Below are 20,630 nucleotides of genomic sequence, written 5' to 3' on the forward strand. Positions count from 1 at the left end.
ATGGAACGCTTGCCGGAGGCACCGGGCCGGCCGCGATAGCATCCACCCATGAGCAAGCCTTCCACGACCCTGATCCACCACCCCTACGTTCCGCCCGCCACCTTCGCTGCGCCGCAGCCCGGCGTTTTCAAGGCATCGACGGTGTTCTTCGCCGACGTGGCCGCCATGCGCGCGCGCGACTGGCGCACCAAGGCCGGCTACACCTATGGCCTGCACGGCACGCCCACCACCTTCACGCTGGAAGAGCGCCTGGCCACGCTCGAAGGCGGCACCGAGTGTCTGCTCGTGCCCAGCGGGCTGGCGGCCATCTCGCTGGTCTCGTTCGCTTTCCTCAAGACCGGCGACGAGGTGCTGATCCCGGACAACGCCTATGGACCCAACAAGGCGCTGGCCACCGGCGAACTGGCGAACTTCGGCATCACCCATCGCCTGTACGACGCGATGAACCCGGCCGACCTCGCGGCCAAGCTGTCGGACCGCACGCGGCTGGTCTGGGTCGAGGCGGCCGGCTCGGTGACGATGGAGTTTCCCGATCTGCCCGCGCTCGTGAACGGCTGCCGCGCGCGCGGCGTGATGACGGCGCTCGACAACACCTGGGGCGCGGGCCTGGCCTTCGCGCCCTTCGATTTCAACGGCAGCGGGCAGGGCGTCGACATCTCGGTGCACGCGCTCACCAAGTACCCGAGCGGCGGCGGCGACGTGCTCATGGGCAGCGTGATCACGCGCGACGAGCGGCTGCACCGCGCGCTCAAGCTCACGCACATGCGCATGGGTTGGGGCATCGGCGTGGGCGACGTGGAAACGCTGCTGCGCTCGCTGCCCAGCATCGCGCTGCGCTATGCCGCGCACGACCGCTCGGCGCGCGAACTGGCCGGCTGGCTCAACGGCTGCGAGGAGATCGCGCAGGTGCTGCACCCCGCGCTCGAAGACTCGCCGGGCCACACCCACTGGCGTGCGCTGTGCGGTGCCACCGACCTCGCGGCCGGCCTGTTCTCGGTGGTATTCGACGAGCGCTACAGCACCGAGCAGGTCGATCGTTTCTGCGACAGCCTGCGGCTGTTCCGCCTCGGCTACTCGTGGGGCGGTCCGATCAGCCTCGTGGTGCCCTACGACATCGGCCTGATGCGCGACGCCGGCGTGGCACGCTGGCCCTACAAGGGCACGCTCGTTCGTTTTTCCATCGGCCTCGAAGACGTGGAAGACCTGCGCGCCGACCTGCAGCAGGCATTGGCGCGGATGTAAGAAATCGATTCGCGCTCCCTGCGAGCGTCATGGGGTACCGTCTCGAGACCGCACCGTTATCGCTTACAGTAGGCCACGTGCAGTCACCCTGACTGCCTCGCCCAAGGAGAAGCAGTGGCAACACCCAATTACGGCTACGAGAAGCGCCAGAAAGAGCTGGCCAAGAAGAAAAAGAAGGAAGAGAAGCTCCGGGAAAAGGCGAACCGCAAACTCAGCCCGAGCAGCGACGGCTTGGCCCCCGGAGACCCGGAAACCGACATGGCCTCGCTCGAACGCGATCCACCCACCGTGCCCGAGTTGCCCACCAAGAACGGTTGATCCGCTCCTGGCGTACCGATCGAGAAGAAGCCGCCGCAGGCCTGTGCCTGCGGCGGCTTTTTCCATTACCTGGGCAGCAGCTTGCGCAATTCGGGCCAGACGTTGTCGAGCAGTTGCGGTTGTGCTGCGGCCGTCGGATGGATGCGGTCGGCCTGGAACAGCGAGAGCGCATCGGGCGCATCGGCCACGCCCTTGAGCAGGAAGGGAACGAGCGCGGACTTGGTGGTGCCCGCCACCTTGGAGAACACCGCCTCGAAGCGCCGCGTGTAGTCGCCGCCATAGTTCGGCGGCACCTGGATGCCGACGATCAGCACCTTCGCGCCCGCAGCCTGCGCGGCCCTGGCGATCTGCAGCAGGTTGCTTTCCGTGTCCGAGAGCGGCAGGCCGCGCAAGGCGTCGTTGGCGCCGAGCTCGATCACCACGTGGCTGGGCTTGTGCTGCGCGAGCAGCGACGCAAAGCGGGCGCGCCCACCGGAACTGGTGTCGCCGCTGATGCTGGCGTTGACCACCGTGGCCGGGATCTTCTGCTGCGCAAGCCTTTTTTCCAGCAAGGGTACCCAGCCTTCGCCGCGCTTGAGGCCGTACTCTGCGCTCAGCGAATCGCCGAGCACCAGGATCACCGGCTTGCCGGTTGCCACAGCCTGGGCCTGCGCCGCGGCCGTCCATGTCCCCGCGCTGCCGAGCGCGGCGGTGGTCAAGATAAAGTCTCGTCGATTCAAAACCAAAGCCTTTCCATGTCCCAACCCCCGTCTGATGCCATTGTCGCCGTCGAGCATGTCTTCAAGTCCGTCACCGACTCGACCGGCACGCTGGACATTCTGCAGGACATCGATTTCACCCTCGGCGCGCGGGAAACCGCTGCCATCGTCGGCGCCTCGGGCTCCGGCAAGAGCACCTTGCTGTCGATCATCGCGGGGCTGGACACGCCCACGCGTGGCACGGTGCGCATCGCCGGCGAGGACATCTTCGCCATCGACGAGGACGAGCGTGCAGCGGTCCGGGCGCAGCGTGTGGGCTTCGTGTTCCAGAGCTTCCAACTGCTCGGCAACCTCAGCGCGCTTGAAAACGTGATGCTTCCGCTGGAGCTGGCCAACCGCAAGGACGCCCGCAAGGCAGCCACCGAAATGCTCGGCCGCGTCGGGCTCGGCCAGCGGCTCGGCCACTATCCCAAGGTGCTCTCGGGCGGCGAACAGCAGCGCGTGGCGCTGGCCCGTGCCTTCGTGGTCCAGCCCGCGCTGCTGCTGGCCGACGAGCCCACCGGCAGCCTCGACTTCGCAACCGGCGAGCAGGTGATGCGGCTGATGTTCGACCTCAACCGCGAACTGGGCACCACGCTCGTGCTCGTCACCCACGACCGCGGCATCGCGGCGCAGTGCGAACGCCGCATCACGATCGAGGCCGGGCACGTCTCGCTTAATGAAAAAGTGGCTCTGGCGCCCGCATGACAAGCGCACTAAGCTATCAAATGAATAGCGAGTCAACTCGAGGAGATAGCCATGGAGGAACTTCCGCAGGACGCCGTCCTGGCGCTGCAGCGCGGCAGGATGATCGAGGCCATCAAGATCGTGCGCAATCGCACGGGCGTGGACCTCAAGGCGGCCAAGGAAGCCGTGGATCGCTACGCCGACCGGCAGGAAGCAGGGGACGGCGATGCCGCCTGCGGACGCTGCGCGCCCACTGCCGCAAGGCAGGACCGCGGCTTCGCGGCGATGCCCTCCACCGCGCTCGCGGCCCTGGCGCGGGGCAACAAGATCGAGGCCATCCGCCTCACCCGCGAAGCCACCGGCCTGAGCCTGGCCGCGTCGAAGCGGCTGGTCGACAACCACGAGGATCCGTCGGGCATCGGCTTCGGCCCTCTGACCCGGCACATGCCCCGGTGCTCGATGAACGAACCGGGCCGCGAGCACGGCGGTGGCTACAGATGGCTGCCGGCGTTGATCATCGCGATGGCCGCACTCATGATCTGGCTGTATTTCGGCAGAGGGGCTTGAACCGATGATCGTTCCCCAGTTCTGGGCGGAAGGCCGCATCCAGGAGCGTGTCGCGGGCAAGCAGTTCACCGTGCGCCGCTACGGCTGGTCCGACGAGAGCCCGATCGCCGCGCAGGCGCATGCCGACCAGCGCACGCGCGACGCCTTCGACCGCATAGTCCACCAGGGCGAGAAGCTCGATCGCCGCGAGCGCAAGGTGCCCTACAACGGCGCCGACGGCATGCCGATCCGCGAGGAAATCGTCGAGCGCCATGGCGACACCGTCATCACGCGCAACACCTACGGCGCGCGCTGCCTCAATACGCCCGATGTGCTGTTCGTCGACATGGATTTCGAGGAGCCCCTGCGCGGCAGCGTGTTTGGCTTTGCGCTGGTGCCGGCGCTGATCGCAGGCGTGGTCGGCGGCTGGGCCGCCAAGACCTGGCTGGGTGGACTGGTCGCGGCCATCGTGGTCTTCGCCGTGGCCTGGGTCATCGGGCAGCGCAAGAAGCGCGGCGAGCCCAGCGGCAACCCCGTGCCGGAGAAGCAGGCGGCCGAGCGCATCGCGCGCTTCATGCAGCAGCACCCTGACTGGAACCTGCGCATCTACCGCACGCCCGCGGGCTTCCGGGTGCTGGCGATGCACGATGTCTTCAGCCCGTCCGACACCGCGGTGGCCGACTGTTTCCAGGCGCTGGGCGTCGACAAGGTCTACGCGCGCATGTGCCGCAACCAGAACTGCTTTCGCGCCCGGGTGAGCGCCAAGCCCTGGCGCATCGGCATCGGCGACCACATGCGGCCCCGGCCGGGCGTGTGGCCGGTGTCGCCCGACAAGCTGCCCGTGCGCGACGCCTGGATCGCGCGCTATGAAAAGGCCGCCGAAGGCCATGCCGCCTGCCAGTACCTGGAGAGCGTGGGCGATGGCGGGAAGGTGCATCCGAGTGCGCTGGCGGTGCAGGAACTGCACGACGAGCGCACTCGCGCGCTCAGCGGTTTGCCGCTCGCTTGACGGGCCTTCAGGGCAGGGGCGCGCGGCACTCGATAATCGGGGGATGTCTTCTCCCAAAGTGATCTTCGGCTTCCATGCCGTGGGCGTGCGCATCAAGACCGCGCCGAAATCGGTGCTCGAAGTGATGTTCGACGCCAGCCGGCGCGATGCGCGCATGAAACAGTTCATCGCGCGTGCGCAGGAAGCCGGCGTGCGGCTGGTCGAGGCCGACGGCCTGCGGCTGTCCAAGCTCAGCGGCAGCCACGGCCACCAGGGCGTGGTGGCGCGGGTCGAACCCGTGGCACAGGTCCGCTCGCTCGACGAACTGCTCGAAGGCCTCGAAGAGGCCGGCACCGTGCCCCTGCTGCTGGTGCTCGACGGCGTGACCGACCCGCACAACCTCGGCGCCTGCCTGCGCGTGGCCGACGGCGCCGGTGCGCACGCGGTCATCGCCCCCAAGGACCACGCGGCCGGCATCAATGCCACCGTGGCCAAGGTGGCGAGCGGTGCGGCCGAGACGGTGCCGTACTTCATGGTCACCAACCTCGCGCGCACGCTGAACGAACTCAAGGAACGCAACGTCTGGTGCGTGGGCACCAGCGACGACGCCCCGGGCACGATCTACCAGAGCGACTTCAAGCGTCCGCTGGCGCTGGTGCTGGGCGCCGAGGGCGAAGGCATGCGGCAGCTCACGCGCAAGACCTGCGACGAACTGGTGAGCATCCCGATGGCCGGCGCGGTCGAGAGCCTGAACGTCTCGGTGGCCAGCGGCGTGTGCCTCTACGAGGCGATGCGGCAACGCGGCGCCTGAGCGTCTTTTCGGTTAGTTCCCAGGCGACGACTCACCCTTGCGGTGGAAGTAGATGAGTTCAGCCACCCGCCGCATCTGCGGCGTTCCCAGCAGGTGGTTGAACATCCAGTCGCTCTGGAAGTGGTCGAAGGCCCAGCGCAGCGTGCGCTTGAGGCGAAAGCCGGGGTAGCTGCGCACGAACCACGTGGCGGGGTCGCCGGCCTCGCGGCGCACGAAGCGCGCAACGGCCTCGCCCGCGCGCTGGCCGTGCAGCAGCGCGGTGTGAATGCCGCCTGCCGTCACCGGTGACACCATGCCGGCCGCATCGCCCACCAGCAGCGCCCGTTCCCGCGCCACCACCGGCAGCACGCCGCCGCACGGGATCATGCCCGCGCGCACCGCGATCGGCGGCGCATCGCCGGGCGCTACCACCGGCGCGATCTTGCGCAGCAGGGGATCGAGCTTCAGCGCCCCGGCATGGTTGTGCGCCACGCGGCGCGCCAGTCCGATCTGGCTGACGCCCACGCCCTCGAGCGCCCAGCCGATGTAGCCGGGCGCGAGCTTGCGGTCGATGAAGCAATGCAGCAGGCCCGGCGCCATCCGCGCGCCCCGGTACTCGTGCTCGATGCCGTAGAGGAAGCGCGTGTTGCGCGATAGTCCCAGCGCCTTGGCGACGCGCGAATGGGGCCCGTCGGCGCCCACGAGGTAGGTGGCCGTGATGCAGGGTCCCTGCGTCACCGGCACCTCCCAGTGTCCGTTGACCCACAGCGCCTGCTCGAACAGCGTGCCCAGCCGCACGTCGACGCCGCAGGCGCGCGCCGAACCCACCATCCAGTCGAGCAGCGCTGGCGCGTCGGTGGCCCAGAACCAGTAGCCCGGTGCGTGCAGGTCGACATGGCGCATGTTGGGCGCATACAGGCGCACCCCTTCGATCCGGCGCACGAGCGCGGGCGGCACCTCTGCCAGCCAGGGCACGCTGTCGACCGCGTCCTTGACGATGATGCCCGTGGTGTGGAGCTTGGCCCCGGCGCTGGCCTTCTTCTCCAGCACCATCACGCTGAGGCCCGCGAGGGCGGCCGCCCGCGCGCAGGCGAGGCCGGCAAAGCTCGCGCCCACCACGAGCAGGTCGACCTTGAGGCTGCCCACGTGGTCGGCCGGGGGAAGGGGCGAAGGCGCTGCCGAAGAGGCAGGCGAAAAGAGGGGAGAAAAGAAACTGGGAGAAGAACTGGGAGAAGAGGTGTGCATGGAGGCCGCCGACTTGAAGCAATGCGCACCGCGTTCCGCGATGCGCATGCGAAGTTAGCGACCCTCTGTGCGTGCGGCGTGAAGCCTTCGTGAACTCAGGAAGGATCCTTGCTGCGTGTGCGGCTCACCGCGCTGAAGATGCCGATGCCCAGCAGGATTACCACGCCGATGCCGATGTAGAGCGAGGGTACGCCGGCCACGGAGGCGCCCCAGGCGAGGCCGGCCAGGAAAATCAGGAAACCGATCAGGTAGAGCACGAAAGACATAGTCGTTCCTCGGAAGCCACGATGGCTGCAGTATCCCGGGCCGTGCCAACCGCCGCACCGGTGCGCGCCGACTGTGCATGTGGGAGCTTGCCTACCCTGCGGGTGCCGCCCGAGGCCCGCGCTACTCCGGACTGGCCGCCAGCAGGTAGCGGCAGCCGGTGCGGCCCAGCGCCTTGAAGGCCAGCGGCCGGTCGACGCCGAAGTCGAGGCAATCGCCGGGCGAGAGCTCGAAGCGCTCGTCGCCGTAGTCGACCCGGAGGGCGCCCTCGAGCATCCACAGGCATTGCCGGTAGGGCTTGCCGCTCCAGCGCGGGTAGTCGACCTGTGCCGAGCGCGGCAGTTCGACCTCGACCAGTTCGACGCCGCCCCCGCGGCGCTCGGCTACCTGCCGGCGCAGGTAGCCTGCCATGGGGTCGCGCCAGATCTCCTGTTCGGCGCGCGTGCGCAGCCGCTGCGGCTGCTCCCTCTCCTCGGTGAGAAGTTGCGCCAGCGGTACGCCGAGCCCGGCGGCCAGCCGTCCCAGCAAAACGGCCGTGGGGCTGCTCTGGGCGCGCTCCACCTTGGAGATCATGGCCTTGCTCACACCCGAACGCTCTGCCAGGTCCGCAAGGCTCAGCGCCTGCGCCTGCCGCAGCGCCAGCAGCCGGGCGGCGATGAGCGTGTCGATGTCCGGGCCGGACGCGCTGGTTGTCGTTGGATCGTTTCTCATATGAGATTATTATTCTCTTATATTGAACGAAATTTCAAAGAGGAAAACCATGCGTCTCATCTCCTGCACCGAGGAGGCCCACGCCGCCGCCATCCTGGCCATCCTCAACGAGGCCATCGCCACCTCCACCGCGCTGTACGACTACAAGCCGCGCACGCCCGAGAACATGGTCGCGTGGTTCGCCGCCAAGCGCGCCAACGGCTTCCCGGTGATCGGCGCGGAGGACGACAGCGGCAAGCTGCTGGGCTTCGCGAGCTATGGCGCTTTCCGCGCCTTTCCCGCCTACAAGTACACGGTGGAGCACTCGGTGTACGTCGACAGCGCGCACCGCGGCGAAGGCCTTGGCCGCACGCTGATGGAGGCGATCATTGCCGAGGCGACGGCGCGCGACGTGCACGTGATGGTCGGCGCCATCGACGCCGCCAACGCCGGCAGCATCGCGCTGCACGAGCGCCTGGGTTTCGAGCATTCGGGCACCGTGCGGCAGGCCGGCTTCAAGTTCGGCCGCTGGCTCGACGTGGCCTTCTACCAGCGCATTCTTGCGACGCCGCTGAATCCGGTAGACGGTTAGACCAGCGTGTAGAAGCGCATCACCACTTCGGCAGGGTGGCGCACGCCGGCCCCGGTGAACATGCGCTCGTTGATCCATCGCAGCGAAGGCGACGCGGTCTCGAAGCGCGGGCTGCAGCGGAAGTACACCTGCGACGGATCGACCGGCTCGCCGCGCAGCAGCTTGCCCATCACCTCGGGCGAGGCCGAGCGCACAGCGTGGTTCTGCACGTAGACGAGGTCACCCGCATCTGTCTCGAGGCCGTAGCGTGCGTCGAGTTCCGAAAGCGTGTCGCTCACGATCAACTGGAAGTCGCTGCCGCCCGGCAGCACGCGCGCCCGCCAGCCGTGGCCGATGGCCTCGCCGCCGGTGATCGGCACCACGCGACGCAGCCCGCGCTGGCTGCTGCCCAGCACCTGCGGCACGCCCACCTCGACGCGCAGGTCGGCGAAGTGCTCGAGCGCAGGGGCTGCGATGGAGTCGAACACGCTCATTGCCGTTGGCCGCTCAGGCTGCGGGTTTGGTTTCGGCGCTGGCGCGATCGAGCATTTCGATGGTGCCTGCGTCGAGCTTCAGCTGCGTCGCGACCACGAGCTCTTCGAGCTGCCCGATGGAGGTGGCGCTGGCGATGGGCGCCGTCACGCCCGGCCGCGCGATCTGCCACGCAATGGCGACCTGGCCCGGCTTGGCGTTGTACTGCTGAGCCACCTTGTCGAGTGCGTCGAGGATGCGCAGGCCGCGCTCGTTGAGGTATTTCTTGGTGGTGTTGGCGCCGCGCGCGCTCTTGGCCGCATCGGCCTCGGTGCGGTACTTGCCCGTGAGGAAGCCGGCGGCCAGCGCGTAGAAGTTGATCACGCCCACTTCGCGCTTCAGGCACAGCGGCTCCAGCGCGTCCTCGAACACCGCGCGGTCGTACAGGTTGTAGAGCGGCTGCAGGCTTTCATAGCGCGCGATGCCCAGGCGCTCCGACACATCGAGCGCCTCGGCCAGCCGCGGTGCGCTGTAGTTCGAGGCGCCGATGGCGCGCACCTTGCCTTCCTTGATCAGCTTGTCGAAGGCGCCGAGCGACTCCTCGAGCGGCGTGTTGGCGTCATCGTCGTGCGACTGGTAGAGGTCGATGTAGTCCGTCTGCAGGCGCTTGAGCGAGGCCTCGACGGCTTCGCGGATGTACGCGGACGACAGGCCCGACTTGCCTTCTCCCATCGGCTTGCCGACCTTGGTGGCCAGCACCACGCGGTTGCGCTTGCCGCTCTGCTTGAGCCATTTGCCGATGATGGTCTCGGACTCGCCGCCGACGTGGCCCGGCACCCAGGCCGAATAGACGTCGGCGGTGTCGACGAAGTTGAACCCCGCGTCCAGCCAGGCATCGAGCAGCTTGAACGACGCCGCTTCGTCGACGGTCCAGCCGAAGACGTTGCCGCCGAAGGCGAGCGGGGAAACCAGGAGGCCGGAGCGGCCGAGCGGACGAAGTTGCGACATGTCGAGGTGTTCCTGAGTAAGACGAAGGAATGCGAAAGAGAGCGGTCAGACGAAGCCCACGGCGCCCAGCAACGCCCCGGCGCCGAGCAGCCAGAGCAGGTGGATGCGCGTGCGCCAGACGATGAGCGCGGTCGCGCCGCTCAGCAGCCACAGGTGCCATGCAGGCGCATCGCCGGCATGGTTGCCGGCGGCCAGCACCCAGCCGGTGGCGATCAGCAAGCCCACCACCACGGGCGCCATGCCCTGCTTGAAGGCGCGCACCTCGCGCCGCGTGCGGTTGCGGTGGCCCCAGCGCGTGGCGAAGTAGGTGAGGGTGGTGCTGGGCAGCATGATGCCGACCATGGTGACCGTCAGGCCGAAGAAACCGAGCGCCCAGGCTGGGAACCCGGCGCCGATGCCGCCGCCCGCGTTGAGGCCGACGTTCCATCCCATCAGCGCCACGAACAGCACGTTGGGCCCGGGCGCGGCCTGTGCGATGGCGACCGAGGAGCTGAACTGCGCATCGGTGAGCCAGCCGTTCTGGGCCACGAGGTAGCGGTGCATGTCGGGCACGGTAGTGATGGCGCCGCTGATCGACAGCAGCGACAGCAGCATGTATTGCCCGAACAGCGCCAGCCAGTCGTGCCATTGCATCGCGATGCTCATGCGGGGATTCTCTTCCAGGTCCACACGCAGGCCACGCCGCCCACCACCAGCAGCACCCAGCCGAGCGGCATCTTGAGCACCACGATGGCCACGAACACCAGCGCCATGAAGGCGAGGCAGGCCGCGAAGCCCAGCGGGTGCTTGCGCAGCTGCGGCACCAGCTTGATGCCGGTCGCGGCAATCAGTCCGCCCGACACTGCGCCCATGCCGCGCAGCGCCGCCGCCACTTGAGGGTTGCCCGCGTAGTGCGCGTACAGCACCGCGAGCGCGAGGATGACGACCAGCGGAATGGCCAGCATGCCCGCCACGGCGGCGAGCGCGCCGCGCAGGCCGAAGTAGCGGTCGCCGATCATCAGGCCGAGGTTGATCACGTTGGGCCCCGGCATCACCTGCGCCACGGCCCAGTCTTCGAGGAACTGCTCGGGCGTGAGCCATTTCTTCTTCTCGACCATCTCGCGCTGGACGATAGCGAGCACGCCGCCAAAGCCCTGCAGCGCGAGCCAGGTGAATGAAAGGAACAGGTCGCGTGGCGATTGGGGCTGGGCGGCGGGGGGAGACGGGTGCATGTGGAGCGATTATCGTAGGCAGGCTTTCAACTTGCCGGGCAACGGACTGACACGGCACCGGGCGGCTTCACTGAGAAACTTCGGCATGCTCATGCAACTGCGCGCACTCTTCGATCTTTGTCAGCGGGCCTTCAATTCCTGGTCGAACGACTACGCGCCGAGCATGGGCGCGGCGCTGGCGTACTACACGGTGTTCTCGATCGCGCCGCTGCTGCTGATCGTGATCTCGGTGGCGGGCCTGGTGTTCGGGGAAGAGGCCGCGCGCGGCGAGATCTTCGCGCAGCTCGCCGGGCTCATGGGCGCGCAGGGCGCGGCGGCGGTGCAGGGCATGCTGCAGGCCGTCAACAAGCCGGCCGAGGGCATCGTCGCGACAGCGATCGGGGTCGGGCTGCTGGTGGTGGGCGCCACCACCGTCTTCGGCGAGCTGCAGGATGCGCTCGACCGCATCTGGCGCGCGCCGGCCCGCGCCAAGAACAAGGGGCTGTTCAACCTGCTGCGCGTGCGGCTGCTGTCGTTCGGCATGATCATGGGCATCGGCTTCCTGCTCATGGTGTCGCTGGTGGCGAGCGCGGCACTTGCGGCGCTGGGCAAGTGGTGGTCGCCGGTGTTCGGCGCCTGGGAGACGGCGGCGCAGGCCGTCAACTTCGTCTTCAGCTTCGCGATGGTGACGGTGATCTTCGCGATGATCTACAAGATCATGCCGCGCGCCAGGGTGCAGTGGCACGACGTGTGGATCGGGGCAGGCGTCACGGCGCTGCTCTTCACCGTGGGCAAGCACCTCATCGGGCTGTACATCGGCAAGAGCAGCGTCGCCTCGGGCTACGGGGCCGCGGGCTCGCTGGTGGTGGTGCTGGTGTGGGTGTACTACTCGGCGCAGATCTTCCTGCTGGGGGCCGAGTTCACCTGGGTCTATGCGCGCACCTACGGCTCGATGAAGGACACCAAGGGCGCGGGCGACCTGAATCCGTCGCCGACGCGCGAAGCGCCGCTGCCGCACAACGACGCCTGAGCCTCAGCCGGCAAAGCCGCCTTCGTCGAGAAAGCGCTGTTCTTCCGCCGTGCTGCTGCGCCCGAGCATCCTGTTGCGGTGCGGAAAACGGCCGAAGCGCGCAATGATGTCGCGGTGCAGCACTGCATAGCGCTGCGTGTTGGCGTCGAGCGCCGCGTTGAGTTCGACCGAGCGCTCCTGCTCGGCCAGCACCTCGGAGTGCATGAAGGGCAGGTAGAAGAAGGGGCGCAGCGCCGGCTCGCACTGCCGGTCGAAGCCCGCAGCTACCGCCTGCTTCGCCACGGCCAGCGCCTTGCCATCGGTAGCCAGCATGTGCGGGTTGCCGCGCCAGGTGTTGCGAGGAAACTGGTCGAGCAGCACCAGCAGGGCCAGCGCACCTTCGGCATCGGACGCCCAGTGGTCGAGTTCGCCGCGGGCTGCGGCCTGATGGGCTTGCGAGAAGCGGGCGGAGAAATCGGCGTCGAAGGCATCATTCTTGGCAAACCAGCGGTCGGGGCCGGCTTCGCGCCAGAAATCGGCCACGTCGCGGGCGCTGGGGAGGGAGGTGGAACTCATCGCCGCATTCTCTTCCAGCCGCCTGGGCGCCATCAAAGTCGGGGTGGTGGCCGACAAGACAAGAACCGCGGCGCTGCCTATGCTGTGGAGGTTTTCATAACTCAGGAGATCAAGCTCATGACCAAATATGGCACCCTTTTGCGCGCAGCTCTCGTCACCGCGGTGGCCAGTGCCGCGCTGGTCGGCTGCGGAATGATGTCGAAGTCGAATGTCGCGAGCTTCAGCGGCGCGATGAACGCGGCCAGCGAAGTCCCGCCCAACATGACGCGCGGCAGCGGCATGGCCGAGGCCTGGCTCAACCGCGACACCAACGTGCTCAAGTACAAGATCACCTACACCGGCCTGAGCGGCCCGGCCACCATGGCGCACTTCCACGGCCCGGCCGCCGCCGGCGCGAATGCCGGCGTGGTGCTGCCCTTCGCCAACCCGGCGAGCCCGATCGAAGGCCAGGCCACGCTCACGCCGGCACAGGCCGCCGACCTGGCTGCGGGCAAGTGGTACGCCAACGTGCACACCGCCGCCAACCCGGGTGGCGAGATCCGCGGACAGATGCTGCCGAAGATGTGACATCGTTCCGGGGCGGCAAGCCCTGGTCAGGTTGGCGTCGCGGGGCTGGTGTCAAATGAACGAATGACGACACCATCCAAGAAGAAAATCCGTGCCGCCTCCAAACCCCTCGACCCATTCGCTTCGCGCCGCGAAGACATGCGCACCGCCCGCAAGGCGCTGGTGCTGCAGGGCGGGGGTGCGCTCGGCGCCTACCAGGCCGGCGTGTATGCAGCGCTCAGCGAAACCGAACTGCAGCCGCACTGGATCGCCGGCGTTTCCATTGGCGCCATCAACGCGGCGCTGATCGCGGGCAATGCGCCCGAACGCCGGGTCGACCGGCTGCGCGAGTTCTGGCACCTGGTGTCTTCGGGTCCTTCGCAGCGCCTGCCTTCATGGCTCGGCGACCGGGCCACGCAGAACCAGTACAGCGCGACGATGGCCTCGCTGCTCGGCATTCCGGGCTTCTTCGAACCGCGCTACTCGCCGGCCTTCCTGATGGGCGGCGCGGCGCCGCTGCTGAGCTATTACGACACCTTGCCGCTGAAGGCCACGCTCGAACGGCTGGTGGACTTCGACCGCATCAACGCCTGCGAAGCGCGCTTCAGCGTGGGCGCGGTCAATGTGCGCACCGGCAACTCGGTGTACTTCGACAACACGCGCCAGCGCATCGGCCCCGAGCACATCATGGCCAGCGGCGCGCTGCCGCCGGGCTTCGCTCCGGTCACCATCGACGGCGACGACTACTGGGACGGCGGCATCGTGTCGAACACGCCGCTGCAGTACGTGCTCGACACGCACCCGCGTTCCGAACCGCTGGTGGTGCTGCAAGTCGACCTGTTCAATGCGCGTGGCGAAATGCCGCGCACCATGGCGGGCGTGATGGAGCGGCAGAAGGACATCACGTATTCGAGCCGCACCCGCATGAACACCGATGCGTTGGCCGCCAACATGAACCTGCAGCAGGCCATTGCCGACCTGATCTCCAAGCTGCCGGCCAGCCTGCGCAACGACCCGAGCGTGCTCGCGGTGCAGTCGCAGCTGACGCACCAGCCGATCGACATCTTCCACCTGATCTACCGCGACAAGCCCTACGAGCTGGAGTCGAAGGACTACGAGTTCTCGCGCGCCGCGGTGGAAGAGCATTGGGAATCGGGCGCACGCGACATGCGCAACACGCTGGCCCACCCCGAAACCCTGCGCGCCGACGCCACGGTCAACGGCGTGACCACCTTCGACCTCGGCGAACACGGCGCGGGGCGCGTCAAGCGGCCGGGCCTGTCGCCATGACGATGAAGATGTCTCGATTCAGCCGCGGCTAAGAAACCGGCGCCAGACTGGCTGCCACTTCAACAGGAGGAATGTCCATGAACATTGAAGACGTGCGGCGAACGGCATTCGCGATGCCGCTGACCAGTCCCGCTTTTCCGCCCGGCCCGTACCGGTTCGTGCGGCGCGAATTTCTCATCGTCACCTACCGCACCGATATGGATGCCCTGCGCGCCGTGGTGCCCGAGCCGCTCGAAGTGGTCGAGCCGCTCGTGAAGTACGAGTTCATCCGCATGCCCGATTCCACCGGCTTTGGCGACTACACCGAGTCGGGCCAGGTCATCCCGGTGCAACTGCGCACCGCCAGGGGCGTGGAGAAGGGCTCGTACGTGCACGCGATGTACCTCGACGACCATCCGCCCATTGCGGGCGGCCGCGAGCTCTGGGGTTTTCCGAAGAAGCTGGCCTCGCCGGTGCTCGACTACGAGACCGACGTGGTGGTCGGCACGCTCGACTACGGCAAGGTGCGCGTGGCCAAGGCCACGATGGGCTTCAAGCACCGCGCGCTCGACCCCGAGCCCATCCTTGCGGGCATCGCACAGCCGAATTTCCTGCTCAAGATCATTCCGCACGTCGACGGCACGGCCCGCATCTGCGAGCTGGTGCGTTATCACATGGTCGACGTCACACTGCACGGCGCGTGGGCCGGCCCGGCTTCGCTCGAATTGCATCCCCATGCGCTGGCGCCGGTGGCCGACCTGCCGGTGCGCAAGGTTGAATCCGCGGTGCACTACATCGCCGACATGACGCTGGCGCTGGGCACCGTCGAGCACGACTATCTCGCCTGACTCCTGCAGCCTCTTTCCCACCCAACCCTCATCCAAGGAACTCACCATGCAACTCAAGGACAAGGTCGCCTACATCACCGGCTCGGCCAGCGGCATCGGCAAGGAAATCGCCATCCTGTTCGCACAGGAAGGCGCGAAGATCATCATTGCCGACCTCAACAAGGAAGCGGCCGACGCTACCGCGGCCGAGCTCAAGGCCACGGGCGCGCAGGCCATCGGTGTGGCCGTCGATGTGACGAACGAAGACCAGGTCAATGCCTCGGTCGAAGAGGGCGCTGCGGCCTTCGGCGGCATCGACATCCTGATCAGCAACGCCGGCATCCAGATCGTTCACCCGGTGGAGGAGTTCAGCTTCGCCGACTGGAAGAAGATGCTCGCCATTCACCTCGACGGCGCCTTCCTCACCACCAAGGCCTGCCTGAAGCACATGTACGCGCAGGGCCGCGGCGGCAGCGTGATCTACATGGGCTCGGTGCACTCGAAGGAAGCCTCTCTGCTGAAGGCGCCCTACGTAACGGCCAAGCATGGCCTCATCGGCCTCGCAAAGACGGTCGCGAAGGAAGGCGCCAAGCACGGCGTGCGCGCCAACGTGATCTGCCCGGGCTTCGTGCGCACGCCGCTGGTGGAGAAGCAGATTCCCGAGCAGGCCAAGACGCTGGGCATCAGCGAGCAGGAAGTCATCAAGAACGTGATGCTGAAGGAAACGGTGGATGGCGAGTTCACGACCACGGAGGACGTGGCGCGCGTGGCGCTGCTGTTCGCGGGTTTCCCGACGAATGCGCTCACGGGCCAGTCGCTCGTCGTGAGCCACGGCTGGTTTATGCAGTGATTTTTCTCCCTCCCCCTCTGGGGGAGGGCCGGGGTGGGGGCGCGAGGGCGCTCATTCAAGCGTGGCGCTTGATCGAAGGCCTGCCCCCATCCCAGCCTTCCTCCAGAGGGGGAAGGAGCAAGGCAAGCGCTACAGCTTCAACTCCCACGTCTCGCCCACGAGCTGCTGGCCATAGCTCTCGTGCGGCTCCGACTTGGCGAGCTGGAAGCCGCGCTTCGCATAGATGCCGCGCGCGGCCGACAGGCAGCTGTTGGTCCACAGCACCATCTTCCTGTAGCCCTTGCGGCGCGCGAAGGCGATGCATTCGTCCACCAGCTTGCCGCCCAGGCCCAGCCCGCGCGCGGCGGGCGCCAGGATCAGCATGCGCAGCTGCGCCACCGTGGCCGACTTGCGCACCACGAAGATTGCGCCTACGCGCTCGCCGTTGAGTTCGGCGATCCAGCAGCGCTCCCACTCGGGCTGGAACTTGAGCAGGAACTCGCTCGCGATGCCGGCCACCAGAGCCTCGAACTCGCTGTTCCAGCCGTACTCGCGCGCATAGATTTCGCCGTGCTGCTGCACCACCCAGCCGATGTCGCCGGGCGCCGGGTCGCGCAGCACGGCCGCCTGCAGCTTCGCGGGCGGCGCCTCGGAGTCGAGCAGCGCTTGCATCGTGCCCATGGCCTGCACCAGCTGCTGGCGCTGGGCCGGCATCAGCGGGGCGAGCAGGGCGGCGGCTTCTTCGCGCGATTTCTGTTGCAGCGGCGCGAATGCGGCATGGCCGGCGTCGGTCAGGCGCAACACGCTCTGGCGCGCATCGCGCGGATGCGGCTCGCGCGAAAGCCAGCCCTCATTTTCGAAGCGGCGCAGGATGCGGCTCATGTAGCCCGCATCGAGCCCGAGGTCGCGGCCGATCTCGCTGGCGACGGCCGTTTCACGGTGCGCCAGCTCGTACAGCACGCGCACGTCGGTCAGGGACATGGCACTGCCGAGGTAAGGATCGAGGGCGCCGATGCGGCGCGTGTAGAAGCGGTTGAACTGCCGGATTGCCTTGACGGAGGCGGGATCGACGGTTGGAGACGGGGTGGACATGGTTGCCATTGTCATCAAATTATTTGACTTGGGCAATCAATTGAAGGCCTTGCGACGACCGGGTCACAGGATGTTTGTCGCGACAGGCATGGTGGAAAACCCTAAAATCGAGGGTTGCCCACAACGGCGCCGGCATGGCGCTGTCAATTCCTACCGATGAACGCCCCCGTCGACGTCTCCCTTTTTGCACGTGCCGCCAAGCCGCTGACCAGCTACCGCAAGTACTGGGCTGCCCGCTTCGGCACGGCCAAGTTCCTGCCGACCTCGCGCAAGGAAATGGAAGCGCTCGGCTGGGACAGCTGCGACATCATCGTGGTCACCGGCGACGCTTACGTCGACCACCCCAGCTTCGGCATGTCGGTCATCGGCCGCATGCTGGAGGCGCAGGGTTTCCGCGTGGGCATCATCGCCCAGCCCGACTGGCAGAGCGCAGAGCCCTTCAAGGCGCTGGGCAAGCCGAACCTGTTCTTCGGCGTGACCGCCGGCAACATGGATTCGATGATCAACCGCTACACAGCGGACCGGAAGATCCGAAGCGACGACGCCTACACGCCCGGCGACGTCGGCGGCTCGCGCCCCGACCGCGCGGCCATCGTGTATTCGCAGCGCTGCAAGGAAGCCTGGAACGACGTGCCGATCATCCTCGGCGGCATCGAAGGTTCGCTGCGCCGCATCGGCCACTACGACTACTGGTCGGACAAGGTGCGCCGCTCGATCGTCGTCGATTCGAAGTGCGACCTGCTGCTGTACGGCAACGCCGAGCGCGCCATCGTCGAGATCGCGCACCGCCTGGCCGCCAAGGAGCCGGTGCAGCAGATCACCGACGTGCGCGGCACCGCGTTCGTGCGGCGCGAAACGCCCGAAGGCTGGTTCGAGATCAATTCCACCAGCGTCGACGAACCCGGCCGCGTCGAAGCGCATGTCAACCCGTACCTGATGGTGTCCGACCAGGCCAAGGCCAACGGCGCGACCTGCGCGAAGGAAGACGAGGCCGAAGCCGTCGCCAAGGCAGCAGAAGCTGCCGGCTCCGCTGCCGGTTCGGTCGTCAACCCCGCCATCAAGCCGCTGAACTTCGTGCCCAACCCGGCGCTGGCCGTGCGGGCAAGAATCAAGGTTCCCCCGCGCGACCATTCGGTGATCCGCCTGCCGTCGTACGAGCAGGTGCGCAGCGACCCGGTGCTCTACGCCCACGCCAACCGCGTGCTGCACCTCGAGACCAACCCCGGCAACGCCCGCGCGCTGGTGCAGGCGCACGGCGAGGGCGCCACGGCACGCGACGTGTGGATCAACCCGCCGCCCATTCCGCTCACCACGGCCGAGATGGACCACGTGTTCGACCTGCCGTACGCGCGCAGCCCGCATCCGCGCTATGCCGACGAGAACGGCAGCCACGACGGCGCGACCAAGATCCCCGCGTGGGAAATGATCCGCTTCAGCGTGAACATCATGCGCGGCTGCTTCGGCGGCTGCACCTTCTGCTCGATCACCGAGCACGAAGGCCGCATCATCCAGAGCCGCTCGGAAGACTCGATCATCAAGGAGGTCGAGGCCATCCGCGACTCGGTCAAGGGCTTCACCGGCACCATCTCCGACCTGGGCGGCCCCACGGCCAACATGTACCGCATCGGCTGCAAGTCGCCCGAGATCGAATCGGCCTGCCGCAAGCCCAGCTGCGTGTACCCGGGCATCTGCCCGAACCTCAACACCAACCACGACCCGCTCATCAAGATCTATCGCCGGGCACGTGCGTTGAAGGGCATCAAGAAAATTCTCATCGGCTCCGGCCTGCGCTACGACCTGGCCGTGCAGTCGCCCGAGTACGTGAAGGAGCTGGTGCAGCACCACGTCGGCGGCTACCTGAAGATCGCGCCCGAGCACACCGAGCAGGGCCCGCTCACCAAGATGATGAAGCCCGGCATCGGCAGCTACGACAAGTTCAAGCAGATGTTCGAGAAGTACTCGGCCGAGGCTGGCAAGAAGCAGTACCTCATTCCGTACTTCATTGCCGCGCATCCGGGCACCAGCGACGAGGACATGATGAACCTCGCGATCTGGCTCAAGAAGAACGGCTTCCGCGCCGACCAGGTGCAAACGTTCTACCCGAGCCCGATGGCCACGGCGACGACGATGTACCACACCAACAAGAACCCGCTGCGCAAGATCACGCGCGAGAGCGAGACGGTGGACATCGTGCGCGGCGACAAGCGGCGCCGCCTGCACAAGGCCTTCCTGCGGTATCACGACGCCAACAACTGGCCGCTGCTGCGCGAGGCGCTCAAGAGCATGGGCCGCGCCGACCTGATCGGCAATGGCAAGCACCACCTCATTCCAACGTGGCAGCCGCTGACCGACGGCGGCTACACCAGCGCGCGGCGCAAGAATTCGACGGCCGCACCGGCCGTGGCCAAGGCCGCGCCGGTCAAGCTGACGCCGGTGAAGCCTTCGAAGGGTCGCATCCTCACCCAGCACACCGGCCTGCCGCCGCGCGACAACGGTTCGGGTCCGGCCTCGCGCAAAGCCGCCGGCCCGGTGCGCGGCAGCATCCGCAAGCCGCGCTGAGCAACCTTACAGAGCTGGCACGAGCTTGCCGACCCAGGCTCCCACGGCCGCCATGTGCGCCAGCACCGTCGTCCAATAGACTGCCATGAAGTTCGTCTTGCTCACCTTGTGGCGGAACAGCTGCTGCGCGATCCACGCGCCCGGCCAGCCCCCGATCAGTGAGAGCAGGTGCAAGGTGTTCTCCGCAGTGCGCCAGCGACCCGCTTCAGCCGCGTTCTTGTCGAAGCCGTAGACGAAGAAGGTCAGCAGGCTGAGCAGCAACGACACGCCGAGCGCGATCGGCGGGATTCGCCCAGTCCACGCGCCGTAGCCGAGTAGCCCGGCGTAGCCGATCAGCAGCAGTGTCATCGGCAGCGAGGAAGAGACCGAAGAGGAAGAACGGCGTTGCGGTTGCTGCTGCGGCCGCCGTTGTGAACGCTTCTGTTGTGCACCTGCCGCTTGAACCGCCACCGCGCGCGGCCCCTTGCCACCCACATGGATCTCCTCGAAATTCAAGCTCATGCCGACCTGCGGCGCAGCGCTCCGGTCGGTGAAGTCGCGCAGGTGCACGAACACATCGGCGGAAATTTCGGGGCAGCGGATGAAGCCGAAGCCCCGTTCCTTCTCCCATCGAACGAGTGTGCCCTGACGTTTCATCGGCGGGATTCTCGCTGCTATGCGTACTGCATCTCGCCGTTCCCGAACGACCAGTTCTCCTTCACCACCTCGATGAGGTTGATGAACACGTCTTCGCGCCGGATGCCCAACTGGCCGTGCAGGTCGTCGGCCACTTGCTTGTAGAAAGCCTTCTTCATCTCCGTCGTGCGACCCTGGTTCAGCGTGACCTGGATCAGCACGAAGCCCGGCGAATACACCACGCCGAGGTAGCTCGCCGGATGCACCAGCTCGTGCGCGGCGTGGCGCGTGATGACCTGGAACTTGTCGTGCTCCGGCACGTTGATGGTGTCCCGCATGGCCTGGTAGACGACATCGCCGATGGCTGGGCCAAGGGCTTCGGGGCCGTTGTTGGAAAGCTCGATCCGAACGAGTGGCATGTGCTGTTCCTCGAAAGAAGTGTGGGGGCCTAAGATACGCGACATGGCCCAGCACCGTTCTCCTCCCTCCGCGACCCGCAGCTGACGCGCGCTTTTCAAGCGCCGCGCTCAGACCCGCAAGTGGTCGCCGCCGTTCGTGCCC

Annotated in this window: 25 protein-coding genes; 13 read left to right on the forward strand and 12 right to left on the reverse strand. The window is 67.2% G+C overall.

Features of this window, described 5'->3' with window-relative positions; translation table 11 throughout:
* Positions 1-48 precede the first annotated feature (48 nt).
* Positions 49-1,242, forward strand: a complete 1,194-nt coding sequence (locus tag ACEOAB_RS11785; protein WP_495653748.1) for a PLP-dependent transferase — start codon at positions 49-51, stop codon at positions 1,240-1,242.
* Positions 1,243-1,356: 114 nt separating this feature from the next.
* The gene (locus tag ACEOAB_RS11790; RefSeq protein WP_007828308.1) at positions 1,357-1,560 is read left to right on the forward strand and encodes a hypothetical protein; all 204 of its coding nucleotides are present in this window, start codon (positions 1,357-1,359) and stop codon (positions 1,558-1,560) included.
* A 65-nt stretch (positions 1,561-1,625) separates the two neighbouring features.
* On the opposite strand, the gene ACEOAB_RS11795 is transcribed toward ACEOAB_RS11790, so the two are convergent.
* Positions 1,626-2,258 (reverse strand): arylesterase, encoded by a 633-nt coding sequence (locus tag ACEOAB_RS11795; RefSeq protein ID WP_413748614.1) that lies wholly within the window; start codon positions 2,256-2,258, stop codon positions 1,626-1,628.
* 36 nt (positions 2,259-2,294) lie between these two features.
* Here ACEOAB_RS11795 and ACEOAB_RS11800 point away from each other — a divergent pair, with 36 nt between their 5' ends.
* The 4 genes from ACEOAB_RS11800 to rlmB are packed head-to-tail and all read left to right on the forward strand — an operon-like array spanning position 2,295 to position 5,329.
* Positions 2,295-3,005, forward strand: coding sequence for an ABC transporter ATP-binding protein (locus ACEOAB_RS11800; protein WP_007828312.1), 711 nt, complete (start codon positions 2,295-2,297; stop codon positions 3,003-3,005).
* Between the two features lie 51 nt (positions 3,006-3,056).
* A complete protein-coding gene (locus ACEOAB_RS11805) occupies positions 3,057-3,551 on the forward strand; it encodes a hypothetical protein (RefSeq protein ID WP_413748615.1) in 495 nt (164 codons plus the stop codon).
* Positions 3,552-3,555: 4 nt separating this feature from the next.
* Positions 3,556-4,539: a hypothetical protein gene (locus ACEOAB_RS11810; protein WP_413748616.1), complete on the forward strand. Its 984-nt coding sequence runs from the start codon at positions 3,556-3,558 to the stop codon at positions 4,537-4,539.
* Between the two features lie 43 nt (positions 4,540-4,582).
* Positions 4,583-5,329, forward strand: coding sequence for a 23S rRNA (guanosine(2251)-2'-O)-methyltransferase RlmB (rlmB, locus tag ACEOAB_RS11815; RefSeq protein WP_413748617.1), 747 nt, complete (start codon positions 4,583-4,585; stop codon positions 5,327-5,329).
* 12 nt (positions 5,330-5,341) lie between these two features.
* Here rlmB and ACEOAB_RS11820 read toward each other — a convergent pair whose 3' ends face one another.
* The 3 genes from ACEOAB_RS11820 to ACEOAB_RS11830 form a co-directional block, all read right to left on the reverse strand.
* A complete protein-coding gene (locus ACEOAB_RS11820; RefSeq protein WP_413748618.1) occupies positions 5,342-6,454 on the reverse strand; it encodes an NAD(P)/FAD-dependent oxidoreductase in 1,113 nt (370 codons plus the stop codon).
* A 194-nt stretch (positions 6,455-6,648) separates the two neighbouring features.
* Positions 6,649-6,819, reverse strand: coding sequence for a hypothetical protein (locus ACEOAB_RS11825; protein ID WP_007828319.1), 171 nt, complete (start codon positions 6,817-6,819; stop codon positions 6,649-6,651).
* Positions 6,820-6,940: 121 nt separating this feature from the next.
* Positions 6,941-7,528, reverse strand: a complete 588-nt coding sequence (locus ACEOAB_RS11830) for a helix-turn-helix domain-containing protein (RefSeq protein ID WP_413748619.1) — start codon at positions 7,526-7,528, stop codon at positions 6,941-6,943.
* Positions 7,529-7,577: 49 nt separating this feature from the next.
* Between ACEOAB_RS11830 and ACEOAB_RS11835 the strand changes: the two genes are divergently transcribed.
* On the forward strand, positions 7,578-8,099 hold the full coding sequence (locus tag ACEOAB_RS11835) for a GNAT family N-acetyltransferase (RefSeq protein ID WP_413748620.1): 522 nt from the start codon (positions 7,578-7,580) through the stop codon (positions 8,097-8,099).
* Here the strand turns inward: ACEOAB_RS11835 and ACEOAB_RS11840 are convergent.
* Genes ACEOAB_RS11840 through ACEOAB_RS11855 form a run of 4 tightly spaced genes read right to left on the reverse strand, consistent with a single transcriptional unit; the run spans position 8,096 to position 10,768 of the window.
* Positions 8,096-8,572, reverse strand: a complete 477-nt coding sequence (locus tag ACEOAB_RS11840; RefSeq protein ID WP_413748621.1) for a DUF3237 domain-containing protein — start codon at positions 8,570-8,572, stop codon at positions 8,096-8,098. The genes ACEOAB_RS11835 and ACEOAB_RS11840 overlap by 4 nt on opposite strands.
* Positions 8,573-8,585: 13 nt before the next feature.
* Complete coding sequence (locus ACEOAB_RS11845; protein WP_413748622.1) at positions 8,586-9,557, reverse strand: aldo/keto reductase; 972 nt, start codon at positions 9,555-9,557, stop codon at positions 8,586-8,588.
* A gap of 45 nt (positions 9,558-9,602) precedes the next feature.
* Complete coding sequence (locus tag ACEOAB_RS11850) at positions 9,603-10,202, reverse strand: chromate transporter (RefSeq protein ID WP_413748623.1); 600 nt, start codon at positions 10,200-10,202, stop codon at positions 9,603-9,605.
* Entirely contained in the window at positions 10,199-10,768 is a 570-nt protein-coding gene (locus ACEOAB_RS11855) for a chromate transporter (RefSeq protein WP_413748624.1), read from the reverse strand. Before ACEOAB_RS11855 ends, ACEOAB_RS11850 begins: the two co-directional genes overlap by 4 nt.
* Positions 10,769-10,853: 85 nt before the next feature.
* On the opposite strand from ACEOAB_RS11855, the gene ACEOAB_RS11860 reads away from it, so the two are divergent.
* The gene (locus tag ACEOAB_RS11860) at positions 10,854-11,777 is read left to right on the forward strand and encodes a YihY/virulence factor BrkB family protein (RefSeq protein ID WP_200955495.1); all 924 of its coding nucleotides are present in this window, start codon (positions 10,854-10,856) and stop codon (positions 11,775-11,777) included.
* 3 nt (positions 11,778-11,780) lie between these two features.
* Here the strand turns inward: ACEOAB_RS11860 and ACEOAB_RS11865 are convergent, their stop codons facing one another.
* Positions 11,781-12,332: a DUF924 family protein gene (locus ACEOAB_RS11865; protein ID WP_413748625.1), complete on the reverse strand. Its 552-nt coding sequence runs from the start codon at positions 12,330-12,332 to the stop codon at positions 11,781-11,783.
* Positions 12,333-12,449: 117 nt separating this feature from the next.
* Here ACEOAB_RS11865 and ACEOAB_RS11870 point away from each other — a divergent pair, with 117 nt between their 5' ends.
* The 4 genes from ACEOAB_RS11870 to ACEOAB_RS11885 all read left to right on the forward strand — a co-directional run bounded on the left by ACEOAB_RS11870 (position 12,450) and on the right by ACEOAB_RS11885 (position 15,824).
* On the forward strand, positions 12,450-12,899 hold the full coding sequence (locus tag ACEOAB_RS11870) for a CHRD domain-containing protein (RefSeq protein WP_413748626.1): 450 nt from the start codon (positions 12,450-12,452) through the stop codon (positions 12,897-12,899).
* Positions 12,900-13,037: 138 nt separating this feature from the next.
* A complete protein-coding gene (locus tag ACEOAB_RS11875; RefSeq protein WP_413748628.1) occupies positions 13,038-14,168 on the forward strand; it encodes a patatin-like phospholipase family protein in 1,131 nt (376 codons plus the stop codon).
* Between the two features lie 77 nt (positions 14,169-14,245).
* Positions 14,246-14,995 (forward strand): acetoacetate decarboxylase, encoded by a 750-nt coding sequence (locus ACEOAB_RS11880; protein WP_056598778.1) that lies wholly within the window; start codon positions 14,246-14,248, stop codon positions 14,993-14,995.
* 46 nt (positions 14,996-15,041) lie between these two features.
* Positions 15,042-15,824, forward strand: coding sequence for a 3-hydroxybutyrate dehydrogenase (locus tag ACEOAB_RS11885; RefSeq protein ID WP_056598169.1), 783 nt, complete (start codon positions 15,042-15,044; stop codon positions 15,822-15,824).
* Between the two features lie 129 nt (positions 15,825-15,953).
* On the opposite strand, the gene ACEOAB_RS11890 is transcribed toward ACEOAB_RS11885, so the two are convergent.
* Complete coding sequence (locus tag ACEOAB_RS11890; RefSeq protein ID WP_413748031.1) at positions 15,954-16,910, reverse strand: bifunctional helix-turn-helix transcriptional regulator/GNAT family N-acetyltransferase; 957 nt, start codon at positions 16,908-16,910, stop codon at positions 15,954-15,956.
* A 141-nt stretch (positions 16,911-17,051) separates the two neighbouring features.
* Between ACEOAB_RS11890 and ACEOAB_RS11895 the strand changes: the two genes are divergently transcribed.
* On the forward strand, positions 17,052-19,454 hold the full coding sequence (locus tag ACEOAB_RS11895) for a YgiQ family radical SAM protein (protein WP_413748030.1): 2,403 nt from the start codon (positions 17,052-17,054) through the stop codon (positions 19,452-19,454).
* A 6-nt stretch (positions 19,455-19,460) separates the two neighbouring features.
* Here the strand turns inward: ACEOAB_RS11895 and ACEOAB_RS11900 are convergent, their stop codons facing one another.
* Both ACEOAB_RS11900 and ACEOAB_RS11905 read right to left on the reverse strand, forming a co-directional pair.
* A complete protein-coding gene (locus tag ACEOAB_RS11900) occupies positions 19,461-20,090 on the reverse strand; it encodes a DUF1294 domain-containing protein (protein WP_413748029.1) in 630 nt (209 codons plus the stop codon).
* Positions 20,091-20,107: 17 nt separating this feature from the next.
* On the reverse strand, positions 20,108-20,488 hold the full coding sequence (locus tag ACEOAB_RS11905; RefSeq protein ID WP_413748028.1) for a tautomerase family protein: 381 nt from the start codon (positions 20,486-20,488) through the stop codon (positions 20,108-20,110).
* Positions 20,489-20,630 lie beyond the last annotated feature (142 nt).

Source organism: Variovorax sp. Varisp53, assembly GCF_059491555.1.

What these genes read in the sequence shown, in the direction of transcription:
- ACEOAB_RS11845 (WP_413748622.1), bottom strand. Translation starts at nt 9,557, where the DNA reads ATGTCGCAACTTCGTCCGCTCGGCCGCTCCGGCCTCCTGGTTTCCCCG.
- ACEOAB_RS11905 (WP_413748028.1), bottom strand. Translation starts at nt 20,488, where the DNA reads ATGCCACTCGTTCGGATCGAGCTTTCCAACAACGGCCCCGAAGCCCTT.
- ACEOAB_RS11835 (WP_413748620.1), top strand. Translation starts at nt 7,578, where the DNA reads ATGCGTCTCATCTCCTGCACCGAGGAGGCCCACGCCGCCGCCATCCTG.
- ACEOAB_RS11895 (WP_413748030.1), top strand. Translation starts at nt 17,052, where the DNA reads ATGAACGCCCCCGTCGACGTCTCCCTTTTTGCACGTGCCGCCAAGCCG.
- ACEOAB_RS11810 (WP_413748616.1), top strand. Translation starts at nt 3,556, where the DNA reads ATGATCGTTCCCCAGTTCTGGGCGGAAGGCCGCATCCAGGAGCGTGTC.
- ACEOAB_RS11785 (WP_495653748.1), top strand. Translation starts at nt 49, where the DNA reads ATGAGCAAGCCTTCCACGACCCTGATCCACCACCCCTACGTTCCGCCC.
- ACEOAB_RS11865 (WP_413748625.1), bottom strand. Translation starts at nt 12,332, where the DNA reads ATGAGTTCCACCTCCCTCCCCAGCGCCCGCGACGTGGCCGATTTCTGG.
- ACEOAB_RS11870 (WP_413748626.1), top strand. Translation starts at nt 12,450, where the DNA reads ATGACCAAATATGGCACCCTTTTGCGCGCAGCTCTCGTCACCGCGGTG.
- ACEOAB_RS11875 (WP_413748628.1), top strand. Translation starts at nt 13,038, where the DNA reads ATGCGCACCGCCCGCAAGGCGCTGGTGCTGCAGGGCGGGGGTGCGCTC.
- rlmB (WP_413748617.1), top strand. Translation starts at nt 4,583, where the DNA reads ATGTCTTCTCCCAAAGTGATCTTCGGCTTCCATGCCGTGGGCGTGCGC.
- ACEOAB_RS11880 (WP_056598778.1), top strand. Translation starts at nt 14,246, where the DNA reads ATGAACATTGAAGACGTGCGGCGAACGGCATTCGCGATGCCGCTGACC.
- ACEOAB_RS11830 (WP_413748619.1), bottom strand. Translation starts at nt 7,528, where the DNA reads ATGAGAAACGATCCAACGACAACCAGCGCGTCCGGCCCGGACATCGAC.
- ACEOAB_RS11850 (WP_413748623.1), bottom strand. Translation starts at nt 10,202, where the DNA reads ATGAGCATCGCGATGCAATGGCACGACTGGCTGGCGCTGTTCGGGCAA.
- ACEOAB_RS11800 (WP_007828312.1), top strand. Translation starts at nt 2,295, where the DNA reads ATGTCCCAACCCCCGTCTGATGCCATTGTCGCCGTCGAGCATGTCTTC.
- ACEOAB_RS11890 (WP_413748031.1), bottom strand. Translation starts at nt 16,910, where the DNA reads ATGACAATGGCAACCATGTCCACCCCGTCTCCAACCGTCGATCCCGCC.
- ACEOAB_RS11840 (WP_413748621.1), bottom strand. Translation starts at nt 8,572, where the DNA reads ATGAGCGTGTTCGACTCCATCGCAGCCCCTGCGCTCGAGCACTTCGCC.
- ACEOAB_RS11900 (WP_413748029.1), bottom strand. Translation starts at nt 20,090, where the DNA reads ATGAAACGTCAGGGCACACTCGTTCGATGGGAGAAGGAACGGGGCTTC.
- ACEOAB_RS11885 (WP_056598169.1), top strand. Translation starts at nt 15,042, where the DNA reads ATGCAACTCAAGGACAAGGTCGCCTACATCACCGGCTCGGCCAGCGGC.
- ACEOAB_RS11860 (WP_200955495.1), top strand. Translation starts at nt 10,854, where the DNA reads ATGCTCATGCAACTGCGCGCACTCTTCGATCTTTGTCAGCGGGCCTTC.
- ACEOAB_RS11805 (WP_413748615.1), top strand. Translation starts at nt 3,057, where the DNA reads ATGGAGGAACTTCCGCAGGACGCCGTCCTGGCGCTGCAGCGCGGCAGG.
- ACEOAB_RS11825 (WP_007828319.1), bottom strand. Translation starts at nt 6,819, where the DNA reads ATGTCTTTCGTGCTCTACCTGATCGGTTTCCTGATTTTCCTGGCCGGC.
- ACEOAB_RS11855 (WP_413748624.1), bottom strand. Translation starts at nt 10,768, where the DNA reads ATGCACCCGTCTCCCCCCGCCGCCCAGCCCCAATCGCCACGCGACCTG.